The following is a 20,946-nucleotide window of genomic DNA, read 5'->3' on the forward strand; positions in this document are numbered from 1 at the left end:
GCGTCAGGCGGAGGTGAGGTGGAGCAGGAGCATCTGGCCGGGGTCGAGGTTGGGGAGGTGGACGCCGACCCCGGTCAGCACGTGACCGGAGGCGATCGACTCCCCCTTGACGAACCACTCCGGTGGCGACTGCTGCGTGGCGGTGGGCCGGCCGACGTCCTGGCGCCACCGCAGGCGATAGCGCCGGCCCGGGTGCAATCCGGGCAGACGGACCCGGCCCGGGTGGGTGCGGACCGAGGAGGTCGGGCGAGCGTAGCGGTAGACGGCCTCCGTGCCGTCACGGGCGACGACGCCGTCCAGTTGTTCGGCGGGATCCGGGTCGTCGGCGTGCACCGGGTCGCCGGAGTGCAGCAGGGGCCGCAGTTCTCGGTAGAGGGCGATCCAGCGGGTCAGTGCTCCCAGCTCCGCCTCGGTGCATCCGGTGATGTCCCATTCGATCCCCGGGTGGCCGATGAGCGCGGTCAGGCAGCGCGTCGTGAGGTCGGTGACGCGTCCGGTGGTGTGCGACACCGGTCCGCCGACGTGCCCGCCCACCAGTTCGGGCGGCAGCAGCAGGCCCGTCCAGCGTTGGATCGACAATCGTTCCAGCGGGTCGTTGACGTCGGAGGCCCACACCCGGTCGGTGTGTTCCAGCACGCTCAGGTCCACACGGCCTCCGCCGGAGGAGCACGACTCGATCTCCAGTCCGGGATGGCGGTCCCGCAACCGGCGCAGCAGGTCGTGGACGGCCGTGGTCTGTCGATGCACGCCCGCTCCGCCGGTGGGTCCGTGGACGGCCTCCAGCAGGTCGCGGTTGTGGTCCCACTTCAGGTGGTGCGGCCGGTACTCGGTGACGAGCGCGTCCAACCGCTCCAGCAGGTGTGCGGCGACCTCGGGGCGCCCCAGATCGAGGACCTGCTGGTGGCGGGAGGCCCGGGGCAGATGATCCGAGGGGGCCAGGACCCATTCGGGGTGCGCTCGGAACAGGTCGGAGTCGGGGTTGACCATCTCCGGCTCCACCCACAGCCCCACCTGCATGCCCAGAGAGCGCACGTGGTCGAACAGCGGGTGCAGCCCGTCGGGCCACACCCCCGGGTCCACGGTCCAGTCGCCCAGGCCGGCGGTGTCGTCGCGGCGGCCGCGGAACCACCCGTCGTCGAGCACGAAGCGCTCCACCCCGATGCGGGCGGCGGTGTCGGCGAGCCGTCTCAGGGCGTCGAGATCGTGGTCGAAGTAGACCGCCTCCCAGGTGTTGAGCACCACCGGTCGCGGTGACGACGGGTGGTGGGGGCGGGCGCGCAGCCACCGGTGGACGCGCGCCGACATCCCGTCCAGTCCTTCGTCCGACCAGGAGAAGCACACCCACGGGGTGCGGTGGGACTCTCCGGGTCCCAGGCGCGCCTCGCCGGGGTGGAGGAGTTCACCGCCGCCGAGTGCGGCGTCGGCCTGTCCGGCGCCCTCGGGCAGTCGTTCGGCCAGATGGACGTGATCGCCGCTCCAGGCGACGTGTACGCCCCACACCTCGCCCCGCCGGAATCCGAACCCGGGTGTCCCCGCGACCAGGAACAGGGTGGCGTCGTGGCCGGTGCGGCCGCGGCGGGCGGCCCGCATCAGCGTGCCCTGGGCGAACTCCCTGCGCTGCGGGGAGCGTTCGCGACACCATCGCCCGGTGAGGTCGAGCACCTCGCCCGCCTCCCGGGGCAGGGGCAGGAACACGTGGAGCGCGGCCGGGTTCCACACGCCCTCTCCGGTGTTGGTCACCTCGTGACGGATCCTGACCAGCCCGTCGGCCTCCACGCGCAGTTCGCCGCGCAGCGCGAGTCCGGCGGCCTCGGCCGCGGCCGTGAAGGTCAGGCGGCCGCCGACCGGGGTGTCCGGCAGCGGGTCGACGACGACCTCCTCGACCCGCCAGCGGGGATGGGAGGCACGGCCGTCCCGGTCCCCGGAGAGGCCGGGGTGTCCCGCCCAACCCTCCCCCTGACCGGGGAGCAGGGAGAACGGGAGGGGCTCGTCGATCCTGTTGTGCGGGACGGTCGGCACGGCGGTCGCGGCCAACCCTTCGACGTCGGGCAGGTCCGCGCCCCAGTGCAGGACGTACGGGAGCCCCGTGTCGGGCACGCCGAGCACCAGGGCGGTCCCGGCCGCGCGCAGGGCGATGGCCCGGGGTGTGCGGTCCGGCGGGCGCGGGAGGTCGTGCGGCACGGAGTGTCCTCCGGACTCGTGGGGGGCGATCACGTCCCCCATGCTCCGGGCGCACCTCGTTCCCTGTCAACGGATCCGAACTTTTTCCGACATGACCGCCCCTGTGGAAGCGATCTCTCCGGGGATGTTGACACCGGGCCGACCCATGGTGCACCGTTTCCCACAGGAAACAACATTTTCCATCATCCACCTCGGGAGAGCGAATGCTCGCCGCCCAACGACAGGAGCTGATCCTCGACCGGATCCGGCGTACCGGCGGCGTCCGGGTCGCCGACCTGGTCGAGAGCCTCGCCGTATCGGACATGACCGTCCGCCGCGACCTCGACGTCCTGGAGGCCCGGGGCGCCCTGCGCAAGGTGCACGGCGGGGCCATGGCCCCCGACGGGGTCCGCACCGAGGAACCCGGGTTCGCCGCCAAGGCCACCCGTCAGGCGGACGAGAAGCACGCCATCGCCCGTGCCGCGGCCGAGCTCGTCCCCCCGCACGGAGCCGTGGGGCTGTCGGCCGGGACCACCACCGCCCTCGTCGCCGAGTACCTGGTGGACGTCCCCGGTCTGACGGTCGTCACCAACTCCCTGCGCGCGGCCGAGGTGTTCCACCGCGCCGAACGCCCCGACCGGACGGTCGCGCTGACCGGTGGTTTCCGCACCCCCTCCGACGCGCTCGTGGGACCGCTCGCGCTCGCCTCGATCCGCGGACTGAACCTGGACGTCCTCGTCCTGGGCGTGCACGGCATGCAGGAGCGCGCCGGGTTCACCACCCCCAACCTCATGGAGGCCGAGACCGACCGGGCCCTGGTGGAGGCGTCCGCCACCCTCGTGGTGGCCGCCGACCACAGCAAATGGGGCACCGTCGGGATCAGCACCATCGCCCCCCTGGACCGCTGCGACGTGCTCGTCACCGACGACGGACTGGACCCGGGCTCCCGCGCCGTGCTCGCCGACCACGTGGACCGCCTCGTGGTCGCCCGGGCCCGCCCCGGAGAGGGGAACGGGTCGTGAGCCGGACCGCCGCGGACCGGATCCGCACCACCTCGGCACGATTGGCCGACGGCCGGGAGATCGTCTACTTCGACGAGGGCGACGCCCCGCCCCGCGTCCCCGCGCCGGATCGACGCGCCCTGCCCCCGGTCACCGCCTCATCGGAGATGCGCTTCGACCCGCTGCTGCGCGAATGGGTCGTCATCGCCTCCCACCGGCAGGACCGCACCCACCTGCCCGCCGACGACGCCTGCCCGCTGTGTCCCTCGACGGCCGACCGCGCCACCGAGATCCCCGCCGACGACTACGACGTGGTGGTGTTCGAGAACCGCTTCGCGTCCCTGGTGGCCGATGACGGTCGGATCCTGGACGCGGTCGGCGAGGTCGAGCGCTCCCGACGGGTGGGCGCGGGTCGCTGCGAGGTGGTGGTGTTCGGCCCCGACCACCGCGCCTCCTTCGCCGATCTCACCCCCCGGAGGGCGCGGACCGTCCTGGAGGCGTGGACGGAGCGCACCCGGGCGCTGTCCGCGCGGCCGGGGGTCGAACAGGTCTTCTGCTTCGAGAACCGGGGGCCGGAGATCGGGGTGACCCTCTCCCACCCGCACGGACAGATCTACGCGCTCCCGTTCGTCACCCCGCGCACCCGCAGGATCCTCGACTCGGCGCGGGCCCACCGCGAACGCACCGGCGGCGACCTGTTCGCCGACGTGCTGCGCGCCGAACGCGAGGCCGCGCCGCGGGTGGTGGCCCGTGGTGAGCACTGGACCGCGTTCGTCCCGGCGGCCGCCCGCTGGCCGGTGGAGGTGCACCTGTACCCGCACCGGCCGGTCCCCGACCTGCCCGCCCTCACCGAGGCCGAACGCGACGACTTCGCACCGCTGTACCTGGACGTGCTGCGCCGCATGGACGCGCTCTTCGGAATGCCGCTGCCGTACATCGCGGCCTGGCACCAGGCCCCGGTACGCGAGGGCCGCGACCTGTCCCGGCTGCGTCTGGAGCTGTTCTCGGTACGGCGCGCCCCCGGAAAGCTCAAGTACCTGGCCGGGGCCGAATCCGGCATGGGCGTCTTCATCAACGACGTCACACCCGAGACCATCGCCCGTCGGCTCCGGGAGTCCGCGCCGTGAAGCCGCCCGGCGCCGGTGCCACCGGGTACGCGGGAAGCGGGGCGGCCACCGCGGTGCGGGGGTTCCGCGAGGCGTTCGGGTACGCTCCGGCCGGAGTGTGGCGGGCACCCGGGCGGATCAACGTCGTCGGCGAGCACACCGACTACAACGACGGGTTCGTACTGCCCGTCGCGCTCCCCCACGCCGTGACCGCCGCGGCCGCGCCCCGCGACGACGGCCGCCTGCGGTTCCGTTCCGGTCAGACCGACCGGCTCTTCGACGCCGACGCCCTCCCGGCCCCCGGCACGGTGACCGGCTGGGCCGCCTACCCGGCGGGCGCGCTGTGGGCGCTGGCCGACTCCGGACGCACCGTGGGCGGCCTGGACCTGTACGTGGACGGGACCATCCCGGCCGGCGCGGGCCTGTCCTCCTCCGCGGCCCTGGTGTGCGCCACCCTGCTCGCCGCCTGCGGTGACACTCCCCCGGCCCGGGAGGAGGCGGCCGGCCTGGCCCAGCGGGCCGAGAACGACTTCGTGGGCATGCCCTGCGGGATCATGGACCAGTCGGCGTCGATGCTGGCCCGCGAGGGGCACGCCCTGTTCCTGGACGTTCGCACCCTGATCGCCGAACACGTGCCCTTCGACCCCGCCGCGCACGGGCTCACGCTGATGGTGGTGGACACCCGCGCCCCGCACCGGTTGGTGGACGGTGCCTACGCCGAACGGCGTCGTACCTGTGAGGAGGCCGCCCGTCTGCTGGGGACGACCGCCCTGCGCGACGTCACCGACCTGCCCGGAGCGCTGGCCGCCCTGCCCGACGAGCGGACCCGGCGCCGGGTGCGCCACGTGGTGACGGAGAACGCCCGGGTCCTCGAAGCGGTGGTGCTGCTGCGGGCGGGCGAGGTGTCCGCGCTCGGACCGCTGCTCACCGCCTCGCACGTGTCCCTGCGCGACGACTACGAGGTGAGCGTTCCGGAGGTGGACGCCGCCGTGGACACCGCCCTCGCCGCCGGGGCCCTGGGCGCGCGCATCACCGGAGGCGGGTTCGGGGGGTGCGCGATCGCCCTCGTCGAGGCCGACCGGGCCGACGGGTGCGCCGACGCCGTCCGGGCGGTCTACGCGGACCGGGGGTTCGCCGAACCCGCGTTCTTCGCCACCGTCCCCTCCGCCGGAGCCCGGCGGCTGCGCGGGGCGCACTGATCATGGTGGTCGGTGACCCCTCGGTGAAGCGGACACCGGGATCACCGACGCCACGTCGTCCTCGTCGGCTCGTTCGGGGCGGGCGCTCCCTCGTCGCCCGCGCCCGGTGGACACGGCGGGGCACGCGCGGGTTCCGCCACGAGCGCGAAGGAGTGCCCCGTTCCGCCCCTCCGCCCTCCCGTGGGGCGGCCCTCCCCCTCTCGCTGGGAGCGCTTCCATGGAGAATGGGACCGATCACGAGACGAGGGAGCGCGCATGGGTCTGAAGTTCGGGCTACTGGGCACCGGCCACTGGGCCGCCGAGACGCAGGGGGCGGCGTTGGCCGCCCACCCCGACGCGGAACTGGTCGGGGTGTGGGGGCGCGACGCGGGGAAGGCCGGGGCGGTGGCCGACCGGTTCGGGGCGCGGACCTACACCGATGTCGACGCGCTCCTCGCGGACGTGGACGCGGTGGCCGTCGCCCTGCCACCGGACGTGCAGGCGGAGCTGGCGCTGCGGGCGGCGCGCGCCGGAAGGCACCTGTTGCTGGACAAGCCCCTGGCGCTGACGACCGCCGCGGCCGACGCGGTCGTCGCCGAGGTCGAGGCGCGCGGGCTGGCGTCGATGGTGTTCTTCACCAACCGGTTCTCCGACGGGATCGACGCCTTCGTGCGCGAGTCCGCCGCCGAGGGCGGCTGGCAGGGGGTGCGGGCGACCCTGTTCGCGTCGATCTTCACACCGGGGAACCCCTACGGCGCCTCCCCGTGGCGCAGGGAGAAGGGCGGCCTGTGGGACGTGGGCCCGCACGTGTTGTCGGTGGTACTGCCGGTGCTGGGCCCGGTCGAGGCGGTGGCGGCGATGGCCGGGCCGAACGACACCGTGCACCTGCTCACCCGGCACCGGGGCGGTGCCGTCGGCACGTTCGCGGTGACCCTGGACGCACCGGAGCGGGCGCGGGGTTTCGAGGTGGTCCTGTACGGCGAGGCGGGCCGGGTGTCGGTGCCCGACGGGGATCGGACGGCGGTGTCGGCCTTCCAGGTGGCGATCGACCGGTTGCTCGCACAGGTGGCGGGCACCCCCGGCGACCCCCTCGACGTGCGGTTCGGACGTGAGGTGGTGGCGGTGTTGGAGACCGCCGAGGTCGCCCTGCGCGAGGGGCGCACCGTGGACGTGGGGAAGGCCACCGGGGCGTCCCCGGTGGCCTGAGCGGAAAGGCGGTGGGCCGTCGCCTAGGTGGCGGCCCCCCTGGCGTTCCTGGCGTACATCCCGTCGGCGAGGTAGATGATCGCTGCGGCGACCAGAACCTGAACGATCAGGATGATCAGCCACATGGTGGTGAAGAAGCTCGCGATCCAGCCTCCGAGAAAGGCCGCCACGATACCCAGGAGCAGGGTCAGCCAGATCGGCAGGTGCTGTTTCCCGGGCACGACGAGACGGCCGAGCGCGCCGATGATCAGACCGACGATGATCGCGCTGATGATTCCGGTGATCTCCAAGATTCCCCCCTACGGTCGGACGTTCTCACCCCTTCCCCATAACGGAGTGTCGAATCATCGTCACAACAGCACAGAAAGAACCTTTTGTGACCGCTTGGAGGTAATAGTCCTCCTCCGTGAACCCGGGGTCAGCCCCGACGGTGCGGCCACGAGGCGTCGTGGTCGGCCCGGGACCCCCGGTACTCCCCGTGCTCGTCGAGGTCGGCGCGCCGGTGCGTGGGCCGTGGACCGCCCCCGGCCGGAACGTCGCCCAGTCCGGTGGCGGCGAGGAGGATCGCCCACAGCAGGCGTCCCGACCGGCTGCGGCGCACCTCGCCCTCCGGGCGCAGGGCCGCGTAGGCGGTGAGCATCGGCAGGAACGTCACCGCTCCGATCACCGCGGCGCCCAGCCCCGCGTTCGCGTCGCGTGCGGACCAGAGCACTCCGGCGAGGGCCGCCACCGGGATCACGCCGAGGAGCACCGCCCACAGGACGCGGTGTCCGCCCCACTCGGACAGTCCGCGCCCCAGCGCGCTCAGCGGCTTGACGATCGCCCACAGCAGCACGGGACCCAGGAGCAGGCACAGGCCGACGAAGCCCGACAGACCGACGAAGGTCATGTCGAGACCGCCGGTGAACAGCCCCACCGTCAGTAGGAGCGCGAGCACGATCCAGCACAGGGTGTACACCGCGAGGGAGATCCACCCGCGCCACCGGGTGCCGAGCCCGCCGACGTACTCCGGTTCGAACGGTCTCCGTCGCTGATCGGCACTACCGCTCGCACTCATCCGGGACCTCCTCGGTGACGGCCCACGGCGCGGACCACCCCCAGGGTAACGAGCGGACCGAAAGCCCGAGAAGCGCGAATCCGGTAACGGTCCGACCACACGATCGCGTTCCACCGGTTCTGCCGTCCGCAGAAGCCCCTCCACAGGCCTCCCCCGAGAGGAACCGGGAGACGTAGGCTCGGAACAGAACCGTGTGCGCCCAGAGCACCAGACCGGAGGCCCCGATGACCGATGTCCTGCGCTCCTTGGACGAGGCCCGCCGTGGCGCCGACCGGACGCCCGAGCCCCTCATGCGCGACCTCATCGGCGACCTGCTGCGCCGGACCCGTGTCGAACAGGGCCGCACCCTGCGCCAGGTGGCCGAGGACGCCCAGGTCTCGCTCCCCTACCTGTCGGAGATCGAGCGCGGCCGCAAGGAGGCCTCCTCCGAGGTCCTGGCGGCCGTCTACCGCTCCCTGGGGCTGAGCATCACCGACGTGCTCGCCGAGCTGTACCGGGACACGATCATCGCGGCTCCACGCCCGCTCGGGAACCGCCTCGGTTCCCACGCCCCGGCCGCCGCGCCACGGGTGACCGCGCGGGTCTCCGCGCTCTCGGTCTCCCTGGCCGCCTGACCCGACCGGTCGGGGCCCGACGGATTCCAGGGACCGTCGCGACCCGGCCGGGTGCCCGGCCGGGTCGTCCCGGCCGAGCGCCTCGCCCGGGGTGCCGCGGCCACCACCGGGACCCGGTCCCCGAGCGACCCCGGATCAGGCCGGCGCCACCTCCCGCGTGGTGATGACGGTGTCCACCAGGCCGTACTCCTCGGCCTGCCGCGCGGTGAAGATCTTGTCCCGGTCGGTGTCGGCCCGCAGCCGCTCGACCGTCTGCCCGGTGTGCCGGGCCAGGATCTCCTCCACCTGGGAGCGGACCCTCAGGATCTCCGCCGCCTGGATCTCCAGGTCGGCGGCCACGCCCTGCCCCTCTCCGGAGGGCTGGTGCAGCAGGACCCGGGCGTGCTCCAAGGCCCGGCGCTTGCCGGGCGCGCCCGCGGCGAGCAGCACCGCGGCGGCGGAGGCGGCCTGCCCCATGCACACCGTGGCGACGTCGGCGCGAACGAAGCGCATGGTGTCGTAGATGGCGGTCAGGGCGGTGTTGGAGCCGCCCGGCGAGTTGATGTAGAGCTGGATGTCGGTGTCGGCGGACTCGTGGTCCAGGTGCAGCATCTGCGCCATCACGACATTGGCGACGTCATCGTCGATGGGCGTGCCCAGGAAGATGATCCGTTCCGACAACAGCCGGCTGAACACGTCGAAGGAGCGTTCGCCCCGAGGGGTGCGCTCCACCACCATCGGGACCGTGTAGCGGCCGCTCATCGCACGACCTCCGCATCGCGTCGCACGAACCCGGGCGCGCCCGCGCCCAGGCGGATCCCGGATCCGTTGAGCTCCGAGACGGACGTGACGACGTGGTCGACGAACCCGTAGTCCTTGGCCTCCTCGGCGGTGAACCAGGCGTCCCGGTGCTGGTCTCGGGCGATCGTCTCCTCGCTCTGCCCGGTGTGCCGCGCGATGAGCCGGATCATGGTCCGCTTGGTGTGCGCCAGGTTCTCCGCCTGGATGGCGATGTCGGCGGCGGTACCGCCGAGTCCCCCGGAGGGCTGGTGCATCATGATGCGCGCGTTCGGCAGGCTGTAGCGCTTGCCGGGCGCCCCCGTGCAGGCCAGGAACTGGCCCATGCTCGCCGCGAACCCCATGACGAGGGTGGACACGTCGTTGGGCACGAAGTTCATGACGTCGTAGATGGCCAGGCCCGCGGAGACCACGCCGCCGGGACTGTTGACGGCCAGGGTGATGTCCTTGCGCGGGTCCTCGTCGGCGAGCAGCAGGATCTGCGCGCAGACCCGGTTCGCGCTGGTCTCGTCGACCTGGGTGCCGAGCATCACGACGCGACTGCGCAGTAGGCGGGCGGACAACCGGTCGTCGAACGCTCCGCCTTCGGCCTCGTGTGAGGCCGAGGCCCTGGTGTGGATCATCGGCATGGGGGCTTCCCTCCGTGTTCCGGCCCGTGACGCGGATCCCTCGTCCGCGTCGGCCGTGTCCCCACACTGCGCCCCGGGCACTCGTCCGGACCACTGTTTCGGCCTGGGGCAGATCTGCCCAGGGCAGACCGGAACGGCTCGGAAAAGAGGCGGAGGAAACCGGTCCGAAAAGCCGGCCCGATTCCAGGGTGTCTCTCAGGTGTCGTCCATGGCGTCGCGCAGGTCGCGCAGGAGTTCCAGCACCACGGGGCGCAGCGACGGCCGTATGGCCTCGAACACACGCCGCTGCTTGGCCTCCATGTCGCGGCGGTGCAGGGCGAGCGTTCTCTCACCCTCCTCCGTGATGGTCACCACCGTGCTGCGCTCATCGCGCTCGGAGCGACGGCGCGCCATCATGCCCTTGCGTTCGAGCTGTTGGATCATGCGAGTGGCGGAGGGCGAGGAGACCCCGACCACCTGGGCGACCGCGCCCACGCTGGGGCTGTTCATCCCGCGAACGGCCTCCATGAGCAGGGCCTGCGTGAGGGTGAGGTCCTCCGCGCCCCGGTGCCCGTGACCACCCCGGGAACGGACGTGGATCGCCGCGTTGATCAGTTCCGTCCACGCGCGCTGGAACTCTTCGAGCTCGACACCGCGGTCGTCGGCACGGAGTCGCTCGGCGCTGGACTCGGTGGTCTCGTCGAACACGAAACGTTCCTTGCAGGCTGGGCGGGCGTCACGGACCCGGGTCGGGTCCGCGCGGTGGTTTGACGTTTGTGTAGTCTAACTATTAAATAGCTTGTGCACACAAATTACGTAGATCCTTGCCCCCTCACACCGTAGTGACACCCCGTCCACGCATCCGGTTGTGGGCGAAACGGTCTGCTGCTGGGGGCAGCGGACGTCCGCCCGAAACCAAGGGCGGGCCCGGACCGATCCGGGAGGGGCGCATTGACAACAGTGCTGATCGCGCATTTCATCGTGGCGGCGATCGCGCCCTTACTGGTCCGCCTCTGGGGCCGTAACGCGTTCCTCGCACTCGCCGTCGTGCCCGGTGTCTCCACCGTCTGGGCCCTCTTCCAGATCCCCACGATCCTCAACGGCGGCGCGCTCTCCGGTTCCGTGGAATGGGCCCCCGCGTTCTCCCTGCGCCTGGGCCTGTACATGGACGCCCTCGGCCTGGTGATGACGCTCATCGCCGCCGGTGTGGGCACCCTGATCCTGGTCTACTGCGCCCGCTACTTCAGCGACTCCGAACCCGGCCTCGGCCGGTTCGCCGGCGTGTTCGTCGCCTTCGCCGGGGCCATGCTCGGTCTCGTCCTGGCCGACGACCTCATCCAGCTGTTCGTGTACTGGGAGCTGACCACGGTCTTCTCCTACCTGCTCATCGGGCACAGCACGGAGCTGAAGGAGAGCCGCCGCGCGGCCATGACGGCCCTGACCGTGACCACGTTCGGCGGGCTGACCATGCTCGTCGGCATGATCGTGCTCGGCGAGGCCGCCGGGACCTACGTCATCTCCGAGATCGTCGCCGCTCCCCCGGGCGGTCTCATCGTCGAGGTGTCGCTGGGCCTGATCATGATCGGCGCGATGTCCAAGTCCGCGCTGTTCCCCTTCAGCCTGTGGCTGCCCGCCGCCATGCGCGCGCCCACGCCGGTCTCCGGCTACCTGCACGCGGCGGCGATGGTCAAGGCGGGCGTCTACCTGGTCGCCCGCCTCACCCCGGCGTTCCCCGACTCCGCCGTGTGGACCTCGATGGCGCTGCTCTTCGGCGTGCTCACGATGATCCTCGGCGGATGGAAGGCGCTGCGCCAGTACGACCTCAAGCTGGTCCTGGCCTACGGCACCATCAGCCAGCTCGGCTTCCTCATCGCCCTGCTGGGCACCGGCACCCGGGCCGCCGCCCTGGCCGGCATCGCCATGCTCATCGGGCACTCGCTGTTCAAGGCCCCCCTGTTCCTCGTGGTCGGCGTCATCGACCACAGCACGGGCACCCGGGACGTGCGAGAGCTCTCGGGGCTGCGCAGGTCCATGCCCGGCACCTTCTGGACGACGATCATCGCCCTGGCCTCCATGGCCGGCCTGCCGCCCATGCTCGGGTTCGCCACCAAGGAACTGGCCTTCGGCGCCTACACCCACGGCGGCACGACCGACGTCCTCGTGCTCGTCGGCATGGTCGTCGGCTCGACCCTGACGGTCGCCTACAGCCTGCGCTTCCTGTGGGGGGCGTTCTTCGACAAGCCCGAGGTGACGCCCACCCCGGTACACGCCCCCGGTCCGCTGTTCCTGGCCCCGGCCGCGCTCATGGCGGGGCTGAGCCTGATCGGCGGCCCCCTGTCACACCTGGTCGACCCGCTCCTGGCCCGTTACGCCGACACCGTGCCGCTCGCGCCCGGCTCCTACGAGACGCACCTGGCGCTGTGGCACGGCTTCGAACTCCCGTTGCTGTTGTCGGCGGTGTGCGTCATCGGCGGTCTGATCCTGTTCCGGGTCCGCGGCGCCGTCGTGTGGCTGGGGGCCAGGACGTCGTTCGTCGAGCCGGAGCGCGTCTACCGGCGCATGCTCGCCTCCCTGGAGAACCTGGCCCTCCAGGTCACCGGTGGCACCCAGCGCGGTTCGCTGCCGGTCTACCTCGGCACCATCCTGGTCAGCCTGGTGGTGGCGGCCGGTTGGTGGGTCGTCTCCGAACCCCTCTGGGACGGGGACTACCCGCCGGTACGCCTGTGGGACACCCCCGTCGAGGTCATCCCGGCGGTCATCATCGCGGGGACCGCCCTGTTGACCCTGTTCGTGCGACGCCGCCTGTTCGCGGTGATCCTCGTGGGCACCGGCGGGTACGGCGTGGGGGCGCTCTTCTACATCCTGGGCTCACCGGACCTCGCACTCACCCAGTTCCTGGTCGAGACGGTCAGCCTGGTGGTGTTCGTCCTGGTGTTGCGGCGCTTCCCGTCCCACTTCTCGTCACCGGCGCTCCGCGGACGGCGGGTGTGGAACCTGGCGATCGGCGGCGCCCTGGGCGTGCTGGTGGCGACCATGAGCTGGTTCGCCCTCGCCGGGCGCAAGGAGCCCTCCATCGCCGAGCTCTACCCGGCGGCGGCCGAGGAGGCCGGCGGTTACAACATCGTCTCCGTGCTGCTGGTGGACGTGCGCGCGTGGGACACGATGGGCGAGATCTCGGTGCTGGCCGCCGCGGCGGCCGGCGTGGCCAGCCTGATGTTCGTGCGCCGCACCCAGCCTCGCAAGGCCCCCGGCGGGGTGATGGCCGTCTCGGTCACCTCGTCCCCCCAGCCCTCCGGCGGGCAGGCCCGGATCGACCTGGGCGGGCTGACCATGGCCCCGAGCGACCTGCACATCAGGCCCCAGTGGAACCACGCCTGGCTGCCGGGCGCCGACGCGCTGCCCACCGAGCGGCGGTCGGTCATCTTCGAGGTCGTCTCGCGGTTCCTGTTCCCGGTGGTCATGATCATCTCGGTGTACCTGCTGCTGACCGGCCACGGCGCGGTCGGCGGCGGCTTCGCGGCCGGCATCGTCGCGGGTCTGGCGTTCATCGTCCGCTACCTGGCGGGCGGCCGCTTCGAGCTCTACAACACCGCCTGGGTGCAACCGGGCGTTCTCATCGGCGCGGGCCTGGCGATCTCCACCGGTATCGCCCTGGGCGGGGCGATCTTCGGGAGCGAGGTCCTGGCCGGCGGCGACGTCCACCTGGACCTCTGGATCCTGGGCGAGCCGCACCTGACCGTGTCGCTCTTCTTCGACATCGGGGTGTACCTGCTGGTCATCGGTCTGATCCTGGACATCCTGCGCAGCCTCGGCGCCCGTATCGACGAACAGATCGAACGGGACGCCGCCCGGGCACGGGCGGCCGCCGGGCCCGGTGCCCCCGAGCCCGCCGAGGAGGTCATCTCGTGAACGATGCACCCAGCCTGACCCTCGTCCTGCTGATCGGGGTGCTCGTCGCGGTCGGTGTGGTGCTCCTGCTGGAGCGCAGCCTCAGCCGTGTCCTGCTCGGGTTCATCATGCTGAGCAACGGCGTGAACCTCATGATCCTGGCCATGGCCGGGACCATGGGCGGCCCGCCGATCCTGTGGTTCACGGAACCGGAGCGGATGACCGACCCGTTGCCCCAGGCGATGGTCCTGACCGCCATCGTCATCACCCTCGGCGTGACCGCCTTCCTCCTCGCCATGGCCTACCGGAGCTGGCAGCTGGAGGGCAACGACGAGGTCCAGGACGACGCCGAGGACCTTCGGATCGTCCAAGGCGAGGGCCGCCGCGCGCTGCGCCGCCGGTTCGTCCGCGAACGGCGGCGCCTCCAGGCCGACATCCGACGCCAACGAGCCGAACTCCAGGCGACCATCGCCGCGGCCGACGCCCAGGAGCTGGCCGAGCAGGCCCGCATCAAGGCGGAGATCGCGCGCGCCCAGGCCGAACTGGCCCGCTACGAGGCAGAGGCCGAGGAGAGCGGTGTCGACGAGCAGTCACAGGAGACGATGCGCAGGCTCAGTGATCGCGCGGAGACCATGACCGCCCAGGTGCAGGAGTTGCGCGGACGCATCCGCCTGGGCCGCAGGCGGCTGCGCGAGCACCGCCGGGCCGACCGGGCCGCCGAGCGCGAACTGTGGCGCGAGTTGCGCCGCAGGGTGCGCGCCCAGCGCCGCCAGACCCGCCAGAGCATGCGGGCCGAACGCGAGCGGCTCGCCCGCGCCGAGGACAGCGACCTGCAGGGGAGTGACTGAGCATGAGCTGGGACTACTTGGCGGGTCTCCTCCACTACCTCATCCCGCTCCCGGTCGTCGTTCCGCTGTTCGCGGCCGGGGTGAAACTGGCCATGGGCAGCCGCTGGCCCAAGGTCCAGCAGTGGCTGAGCATCGCCGCCCTGACCTTCGTCCTGTTCGTGGGCCTGGCGCTCATGATGGGGGCCCATCAGTTCGGCCCGCAGGTGGTCCAGGTCGGCGGTTGGGAGGCGCCCATCGGCATCACCCTGGTGGCGGACCGGTTGTCCGCCCTCATGGTGACGGTGTCGTCGGCGATCACCCTGGCCGTGCTGGTGTACTCGATCGGTCAGGGCATGGCCAGCCGGGCCGAGGTCGCGCCGCTGTCGGTGTACCAGCCCACCTACCTGATCCTGGTCGCGGGCGTCTCCAACGCCTTCCTCGCCGGCGACCTGTTCAACCTGTACGTCGGGTTCGAGATCCTGCTGACCGCCAGCTACGTGCTGCTGACCCTGGGCGGCACGCAGTCGCGCATCCGGGCGGGCGCCATCTACGTGGTGGTGTCGCTGTTGTCGTCGGTGCTGTTCCTCATCGCGATCGCGCTGATCTTCGGCGCGACCGGCACGGTGAACATGGCCCAGCTCGCCGAACGGCTGCCGGAGCTGGACGGGCACCTGAAGATCGTGCTCCAGGTGATGCTGCTCTTCGCGTTCGGCATCAAGGCGGCGGTGTTCCCGCTGGCCGCCTGGCTCCCCGACTCCTACCCGACCGCGCCGGCCCCGGTCACGGCGGTGTTCGCGGGTCTGCTCACGAAGGTCGGCGTGTACGCGATCATCCGCGCGCACACGCTCTTCTTCCCCGGAGAGGCGCTGAACAACCTGCTCATGTGGGTGGCGCTGGCGACCATGGTCATGGGCATCCTGGGCGCCGTCGCGCAGACCGACATCAAACGTCTGCTGTCGTTCACCCTCATCAGCCATATCGGGTACATGGTGTTCGGTGTGGCCCTGGGCAGCCAGCTGGGGCTGGCCGGCGCGGTGTTCTACATCGCCCACCACATCACGGTGCAGACCACGCTGTTCCTCATCACGGGTCTGATCGAACGTCGTGGCGGCTCCACGTCCCTGGACGACCTGGGCGGACTGATCCGCATCGCGCCCCTGCTGGCCGTGCTGTTCTTCATCCCGGCGATGAACCTGGGCGGGATCCCTCCCCTGTCCGGGTTCCTCGGCAAGATCGGGCTGCTCCAGGCCGGTGTCCAGGCGGGCACCCCGCTGGCCTACCTCCTGGTGGGCACGTCGGTGCTGACCAGCCTGCTCACCCTCTACGTGATCGCCCGCGTGTGGAACTACGCGTTCTGGCGGGCCCCCGCCGAGGGCAAGGTCGCCGACCCCGGCACCGTGCTGGAGGAGACCGAGGCCGACGACACCTCGACCGCGGCCCTGGGGCCGGGCGAGGCGGTCGGCCCGTCCTCCCGGCTGGGCGACACGACCACGCTCTCGACCCCGATGATCACGTCGGTGGCCCTGCCCAAGACCATGGTGGGGGCCACGATCGCGCTGGTCGCGTTCGGTCTGGCCCTGACGGTGTTCGCCGGACCGCTCATCACCTACTCCTCGGACGCGGCCACCGAACTACTGGCCCGCACCCCCTACATCGAGGCGGTCCTGGGAGGTGACCGATGATCGACCCGTCCGCTGAGAAGAAGGCCAGGGTCGCCGCGTTCCGTCGGCGGCTGGGCAAGGTCCAGGTCCCCATCGCGCTGGGCATGACCCTGGTGTGGATGCTGCTGTTCAACGGGTTCCAGTGGCGGTGGGAGTCCCTGGGCCTGTTCGTGCTCGGCTTCCTGGTGTCGGTGACGATCATGCTGGTCTTCCCGCTGCCGCCGATCGTGCCGGGGTTCCGGTTCCACCCCCTGTCGCTGGCGCACATGCTCGTGCACATCCTCGGGAAGATGTTCACGGCGAGCTTCCGGGTCACGGCGTGGACCCTCTCCCCCGGCGAGGTGCACAGCTCGGTCATCGGCCTGCGGATGCGCACGCAGTCGGACCTCATGATGGTGTGCACCGCCATCGCCAGTTCGATCATCCCGGGAACGGTCGTCGTCGAGGTGACCCGTGACGAGTGGATGCTGTACCTGCACGTGCTCGGCGCCTCCGACGAGAAGGGCATCGAGGAGGCGCGGGCGGACGTCATGCGCCTGGAACGGCTCATCGTCCGTGCCCTGGGCACCCGGGAGGACATCGACATGCTGGAGGCGGCGCACCCCTCCGGGAAGGAGCGCGGATGAACACCCTGTGGATCGTCATCACCGTCCTGCTCGCCGTCGCGGCGCTGCTGGGCGTGGGGCGGCTGCTGCTGGGACCGAGCATTCTGGACCGGGCGCTGTCGGTGGACGTGCTGCTCGCCTCCGCCCTGGTCGGTCTGGGCGCCTACGCCGCCTTCCACCGCGACCCCACCGTCCTGCCGACCCTGATGGTGCTGTCCCTGGTGGGCTTCGTGGCGACGATCAGCATCGCGAAGTTCGTCGCCCGGCGACCGGAAGAGCACGTGGCGACGCCGACCGACGTGATCTCACCGGCACCGGGGACGCCCTCCGCCGAGGAAGAGGGGCGTTCGTGAGCGAGGAACTCATCACCGTCCTGGACTGGATCGCGATCCTGTGCCTGCTGGCCGGCGCCCTGTTGTCGGTGGTCGCCGCGGTGGGCCTGATCCGCTTCCCGGACCTGCTCTCCCGTATGCACACCGCGGCCAAGCCGCAGGTGCTGGGGATGTTGCTGGTGCTCGTCGGGATCGGCCTGCGCCTGGCTCCGGTGGAGGACACCAACGTCTTCAACGTCGGCACGCTGCTGCTGGTGGGTCTGTTCCAGGTCGTGACGATCCCCGTCGCCGGGCACATCGCCGCCCGCGTCGGGTACCGGACCGGGCGCATCCGCCAGGACCTGCTCTTCCGTGACGAACTCGCCGACCGGTTGGCGAGCAGGCGCGACGGCGGCGACGCCTGAGCGACCACCGACGGAGAACGAAGGACGGCGGGCCCGGGTACGCGTACCCGGGCCCGCCCCCTCGCGGGATCGACCTCGCCGTGAGGGCCGCGCGCACCCGGGTCGGGCCCCGTGGTCGGTCACGGGAGACGCTCGGCCTCCCCGTCGGTCATCAGCCGGGAGCGGATGAGGAACCGGTTCCCGGTCGGTGCCTCCAGGGAGAACCCGGCTCCGCGTCCGGGGACGACGTCGATGGTCAGGTGGGTGTGGCTCCACAGTTCGAACTGCGAGCGGGACATCCACACCGGCACCGGTTCGGGGGTGCCCGGCTCCAGGTCGCCCAGGTGGACGTCCACGGCTCCGGTGCGGAACCCCCCGGCCGGGTAGCACATGGGCGAACTCCCGTCGCAGCAACCGCCGGACTGGTGGAACATGAGCGGCCCGTGTTCGGCGCGCAGTTCGCGGAGCAGGGCGGCGGCCGCGTCGGTCACGGCCACCCGCTCCACCGGCGCGTCGGCCCCGGTGCCCATCAGAACAGCCCCAGCGCCTCGTCGGAGTAGCTGACCAGCAGGTTCTTGGTCTGCTGGTAGTGGTCGAGCATCATCTTGTGGTTCTCGCGGCCGATGCCGGACTGCTTGTAGCCGCCGAACGCGGCGTGCGCCGGGTAGGCGTGGTAGTTGTTCACCCACACCCGGCCCGCCTGGATGTCGCGGCCGGCCCGGTAGGCGGTGTTCCCGTCGCGCGACCACACGCCCGCGCCGAGCCCGTAAAGGGTGTCGTTGGCGGTCTTGATGGCGTCGGCGTAGTCGTCGAAGCGGGCCACCGACACCACGGGGCCGAAGATCTCCTCCTGGAAGACGCGCATGGAGTTGTCGCCCTGGAACACCGTCGGGGCGACGTAGTAGCCGCCGGACAGGTCGCCGCCGAGGTCCACGCGCTCACCGCCGGCGAGGACCTCGGCGCCCTCCTGCCGACCGATGTCGATGTAGGACAGGATCTTCTCCAGCTGATCGTTACTCGCCTGCGCGCCGAGCATGGTCTCGGTGTCCAGGGGGTTCCCCTGACGGACCCGACCGACCCGCTCCAGGGCGTCGCCGAGGAACCGGTCGTAGACGGAGTCCTGGATCAGTGCCCGGGAGGGGCAGGTGCACACCTCGCCCTGGTTGAGGGCGAAGAGGGTGAAGCCCTCCAGGGCCTTGTCGTAGAAGGCGTCCTGAGCCGCGGCGACGTCCGCGAAGAAGACGTTGGGGCTCTTGCCGCCCAGTTCCAGGGTGACCGGGATGAGGTTCTCCGAGGCGTACTGCATGATGAGGCGGCCGGTGGTGGTCTCGCCGGTGAAGGCGACCTTGCGCACCCGGGGGCTGCTCGCCAGGGGCTTGCCCGCCTCCACCCCGAACCCGTTGACGACGTTGACCACACCGGGCGGGAGCAGGTCGGCGATGAGCTCCATGAGGAGCAGGATCGAGGTGGGGGTCTGCTCGGCGGGCTTGAGGACGACCGCGTTGCCCGCGGCGAGGGCGGGGGCCAGCTTCCAGGTGGCCATGAGCAGCGGGAAGTTCCACGGAATGATCTGGGCGACGACGCCCAGCGGCTCCTGGAAGTGGTAGGCCACGGTGTTCTCGTCGAGCTGGGAGCTGTGGCCCTCTTGGGCGCGGATCGCCCCGGCGAAGTAGCGGAAGTGGTCGACGGCCAGCGGCAGGTCGGCGGCGAGGCACTCGCGGACGGGCTTGCCGTTCTCCCAGGATTCGGCCACGGCGAGCCGTTCCAGGTTCTCCTCCACGCGGTCGGCGATCCGGTTGAGGATCACGGCGCGCTCGGCGGGGGAGGTGCGTCCCCAGGCGGGGGCGGCCCCGTGTGCCGCGTCGAGGGCGAGGTCGATGTCCTCGGCGGTGCCGCGGGCGATCTCGGTGAAGGTCCGTCCGGTGACCGGGGTGGGGTTCTCGAAGTAGCCGCCCCTGACCGGCGCGACCCACTCACCACCGATCCAGTTCTCGTAGCGCGGGGCGAACTCGACGATGCTTCCCGGCTGTCCGGGGGCGGCGTACACGGCCATGGTGGGCCTCCTTCGATCGTCGGGAATCACCCGACCGATGCCAACGGGGTCTATGGCGGTGACGCTAGTCACAGAGACGTTGCGAGCACGTTGCGCCCGCGTCGCCGCGCCTCGGGCGCGGACCCGTCGACCGCCGTCACTCCCCCAGCCAGCGCAGCCGGCCGCGCAGGGCGGCGTGGCGCGCGGAGGCGGGATCGAGGGAGCGCAGAACGACGCCCAGGACCCGGGGGTCGTCGCGCCACTCGGGGTGCTCGGCCCAGGCCAGCAGGGTGCGGGGGTCGTTCTCGGCACCGAGCGCACCGCACAGTTCGGCGTCCAGACCCTCGCGGATCTCGATCACCCCCGGCGCCTCCGACACGGGCAGCACCGGGCCCCGGTAGGCCCGCAGGGCGCCGAGGTGGTCGCCACCGGTCAGCCGTTCGCGCACGGTGTCGACGTCGGTGGGCAGGCGACGGAGCAGCCGGTAGGGGCGGGAGGCCACCAGGCCCGGACCCACCAGGCGGCGCAATCGGGACATCTCCGCGCGGACCGTCACCGGGGAGGCGTCGCGTTCGTTCAGTCGGACCCCCAGGGCCGCACCGGTGAGACCGCGCGGCGCCGACGACAGCAGCAGGAGGATCTCCGAGTGGCGGGCGCTGAGTTCGACGACGCGTTCGCCCAGGTTGAGCCGGGCACCGTCGCGGCCGAGCACCTCCAACAGGAGGTGGTCGGGGATCGGATCCGACTCCTGCGGGATCCGACGCGGATCGGGGATCAGACCGGCGATGCGGCGGGCGCGCAGCTCCATCTCCACCGCCGCGGCGGCGACGCGCACCAGGGCCAGGGCCTGCGGCGAGGCCACCCCGTCCTCGCCGGTGATGTCCAGGACGCCCAGGAGCGCTCCGGTGTCGGGGTCGTGCAGGGGCGCGGCCGAGCAGCTCCACGGCTGCACGCTGCGGGCGAAGTGCTCGCTGGCGAACACCTGCACCTCGTGGTCGAGGGCGAGGGCCACGCCGGGCGCGTTGGTGCCGGCGGAGCGCTCGTGCCAGTTGGCACCCTCGACGAAGCGCATGTCCTCGGCCCGGGTGCGCAGCCGGTGATCGCCCTCCACCCACAACAGTCGACCGGAGGCGTCACCGAGCGCGACGATCTGCGGTCCCGGAGCGGTGTCCAGGAGGAGCCGGCGCAGCAGCGGCATGGCGACGGCCAGCGGGTGGGCGTCCCGGTAGTCGGTGAGGGAGTCACCGGAGAGTTCGATGCGCGGGGCGACGCCGTCCGGGTCGATTCCGAGGCGGGCGCTGCGCCTCCAGGATTCGATCACGACCGAGCGGACGGTGTCCCGGACCCGCCCCGAACCGGTGAAGTCCTCATGGGCGCGGGCGACGTCCTTGCGCACGGCGTCGGGATCGGCCTCCCACGGCCAGGCGTTCCACGTCCCGGTCATGCGCTACCTCCCCCTGTCCGCGAGACGGCGGCGGTCCGTGACGCGGTCCGCCCCGGCTCTGCCCCGA

At 71.7% G+C, this 20,946-nt stretch carries 20 protein-coding genes; 11 read left to right on the plus strand and 9 right to left on the minus strand.

Features of this window, described 5'->3' with window-relative positions; genetic code table 11:
- Positions 1-3: 3 nt before the first annotated feature.
- Complete coding sequence (locus tag PWG71_RS13965; RefSeq protein WP_446725024.1) at positions 4-2,223, minus strand: alpha-galactosidase; 2,220 nt, start codon at positions 2,221-2,223, stop codon at positions 4-6.
- A gap of 161 nt (positions 2,224-2,384) precedes the next feature.
- On the opposite strand from PWG71_RS13965, the gene PWG71_RS13970 reads away from it, so the two are divergent.
- The 4 genes from PWG71_RS13970 (at position 2,385) to PWG71_RS13985 (ending at position 6,651) form a co-directional block, all read left to right on the plus strand.
- On the plus strand, positions 2,385-3,182 hold the full coding sequence (locus tag PWG71_RS13970) for a DeoR/GlpR family DNA-binding transcription regulator (protein WP_274810119.1): 798 nt from the start codon (positions 2,385-2,387) through the stop codon (positions 3,180-3,182).
- Between the two features lie 20 nt (positions 3,183-3,202).
- Positions 3,203-4,288, plus strand: a complete 1,086-nt coding sequence (gene galT, locus PWG71_RS13975) for a galactose-1-phosphate uridylyltransferase (RefSeq protein WP_274810184.1) — start codon at positions 3,203-3,205, stop codon at positions 4,286-4,288.
- A gap of 53 nt (positions 4,289-4,341) precedes the next feature.
- Positions 4,342-5,466 carry a galactokinase gene (gene galK / locus PWG71_RS13980; protein ID WP_274810185.1) on the plus strand — a complete coding sequence of 375 codons (1,125 nt, stop codon included), beginning with the start codon at positions 4,342-4,344 and terminating at the stop codon, positions 5,464-5,466.
- Positions 5,467-5,721: 255 nt separating this feature from the next.
- Complete coding sequence (locus PWG71_RS13985) at positions 5,722-6,651, plus strand: Gfo/Idh/MocA family protein (protein WP_274810120.1); 930 nt, start codon at positions 5,722-5,724, stop codon at positions 6,649-6,651.
- Between the two features lie 23 nt (positions 6,652-6,674).
- Here PWG71_RS13985 and PWG71_RS13990 read toward each other — a convergent pair whose 3' ends face one another.
- Both PWG71_RS13990 and PWG71_RS13995 read right to left on the minus strand, forming a co-directional pair.
- Positions 6,675-6,941: a GlsB/YeaQ/YmgE family stress response membrane protein gene (locus tag PWG71_RS13990; protein ID WP_274810121.1), complete on the minus strand. Its 267-nt coding sequence runs from the start codon at positions 6,939-6,941 to the stop codon at positions 6,675-6,677.
- Positions 6,942-7,069: 128 nt separating this feature from the next.
- Positions 7,070-7,708, minus strand: a complete 639-nt coding sequence (locus PWG71_RS13995; RefSeq protein WP_274810122.1) for a hypothetical protein — start codon at positions 7,706-7,708, stop codon at positions 7,070-7,072.
- Positions 7,709-7,932: 224 nt separating this feature from the next.
- Between PWG71_RS13995 and PWG71_RS14000 the strand changes: the two genes are divergently transcribed.
- Entirely contained in the window at positions 7,933-8,322 is a 390-nt protein-coding gene (locus PWG71_RS14000; protein ID WP_274810123.1) for a helix-turn-helix domain-containing protein, read from the plus strand.
- A gap of 135 nt (positions 8,323-8,457) precedes the next feature.
- On the opposite strand, the gene PWG71_RS14005 is transcribed toward PWG71_RS14000, so the two are convergent.
- From PWG71_RS14005 to PWG71_RS14015, 3 genes are all read right to left on the minus strand, one after another.
- Positions 8,458-9,063 (minus strand): ATP-dependent Clp protease proteolytic subunit, encoded by a 606-nt coding sequence (locus tag PWG71_RS14005; protein ID WP_274810124.1) that lies wholly within the window; start codon positions 9,061-9,063, stop codon positions 8,458-8,460.
- Complete coding sequence (locus PWG71_RS14010) at positions 9,060-9,722, minus strand: ClpP family protease (RefSeq protein WP_446725028.1); 663 nt, start codon at positions 9,720-9,722, stop codon at positions 9,060-9,062. The genes PWG71_RS14005 and PWG71_RS14010 overlap by 4 nt, the downstream gene beginning before the upstream one ends.
- 201 nt (positions 9,723-9,923) lie before the next feature.
- Complete coding sequence (locus PWG71_RS14015; protein WP_274810126.1) at positions 9,924-10,415, minus strand: MarR family winged helix-turn-helix transcriptional regulator; 492 nt, start codon at positions 10,413-10,415, stop codon at positions 9,924-9,926.
- A 252-nt stretch (positions 10,416-10,667) separates the two neighbouring features.
- Here PWG71_RS14015 and PWG71_RS14020 point away from each other — a divergent pair, with 252 nt between their 5' ends.
- From PWG71_RS14020 to mnhG, 6 genes are read left to right on the plus strand one after another with little or no spacing between them, the layout of a single operon-like run.
- On the plus strand, positions 10,668-13,616 hold the full coding sequence (locus tag PWG71_RS14020; protein WP_274810186.1) for a Na+/H+ antiporter subunit A: 2,949 nt from the start codon (positions 10,668-10,670) through the stop codon (positions 13,614-13,616).
- Positions 13,613-14,443, plus strand: a complete 831-nt coding sequence (locus PWG71_RS14025) for a Na(+)/H(+) antiporter subunit C (RefSeq protein WP_274810127.1) — start codon at positions 13,613-13,615, stop codon at positions 14,441-14,443. The genes PWG71_RS14020 and PWG71_RS14025 overlap by 4 nt, the downstream gene beginning before the upstream one ends.
- 2 nt (positions 14,444-14,445) lie before the next feature.
- Positions 14,446-16,104 (plus strand): Na+/H+ antiporter subunit D, encoded by a 1,659-nt coding sequence (locus tag PWG71_RS14030; protein WP_274810128.1) that lies wholly within the window; start codon positions 14,446-14,448, stop codon positions 16,102-16,104.
- Complete coding sequence (locus tag PWG71_RS14035) at positions 16,101-16,709, plus strand: Na+/H+ antiporter subunit E (RefSeq protein ID WP_274810129.1); 609 nt, start codon at positions 16,101-16,103, stop codon at positions 16,707-16,709. Before PWG71_RS14030 ends, PWG71_RS14035 begins: the two co-directional genes overlap by 4 nt.
- Positions 16,706-17,041, plus strand: a complete 336-nt coding sequence (locus tag PWG71_RS14040) for a monovalent cation/H+ antiporter complex subunit F (RefSeq protein WP_274810130.1) — start codon at positions 16,706-16,708, stop codon at positions 17,039-17,041. The genes PWG71_RS14035 and PWG71_RS14040 overlap by 4 nt, the downstream gene beginning before the upstream one ends.
- Entirely contained in the window at positions 17,038-17,424 is a 387-nt protein-coding gene (gene mnhG, locus PWG71_RS14045; RefSeq protein WP_274810131.1) for a monovalent cation/H(+) antiporter subunit G, read from the plus strand. The genes PWG71_RS14040 and mnhG overlap by 4 nt, the downstream gene beginning before the upstream one ends.
- A gap of 119 nt (positions 17,425-17,543) precedes the next feature.
- Here mnhG and PWG71_RS14050 read toward each other — a convergent pair whose 3' ends face one another.
- From PWG71_RS14050 to PWG71_RS14060, 3 genes are all read right to left on the minus strand, one after another.
- Positions 17,544-17,933 (minus strand): DUF779 domain-containing protein, encoded by a 390-nt coding sequence (locus tag PWG71_RS14050; RefSeq protein ID WP_274810132.1) that lies wholly within the window; start codon positions 17,931-17,933, stop codon positions 17,544-17,546.
- On the minus strand, positions 17,933-19,456 hold the full coding sequence (gene exaC / locus PWG71_RS14055) for an acetaldehyde dehydrogenase ExaC (RefSeq protein WP_274810133.1): 1,524 nt from the start codon (positions 19,454-19,456) through the stop codon (positions 17,933-17,935). Before exaC ends, PWG71_RS14050 begins: the two co-directional genes overlap by 1 nt.
- Positions 19,457-19,592: 136 nt before the next feature.
- Positions 19,593-20,879 (minus strand): GAF domain-containing protein, encoded by a 1,287-nt coding sequence (locus PWG71_RS14060; protein WP_274810134.1) that lies wholly within the window; start codon positions 20,877-20,879, stop codon positions 19,593-19,595.
- Positions 20,880-20,946: the final 67 nt, after the last annotated feature.

The organism is Nocardiopsis sp. N85, assembly GCF_028882275.1.
Taxonomy (GTDB): Bacteria; Actinomycetota; Actinomycetes; order Streptosporangiales; family Streptosporangiaceae; genus Nocardiopsis; species Nocardiopsis lambiniae.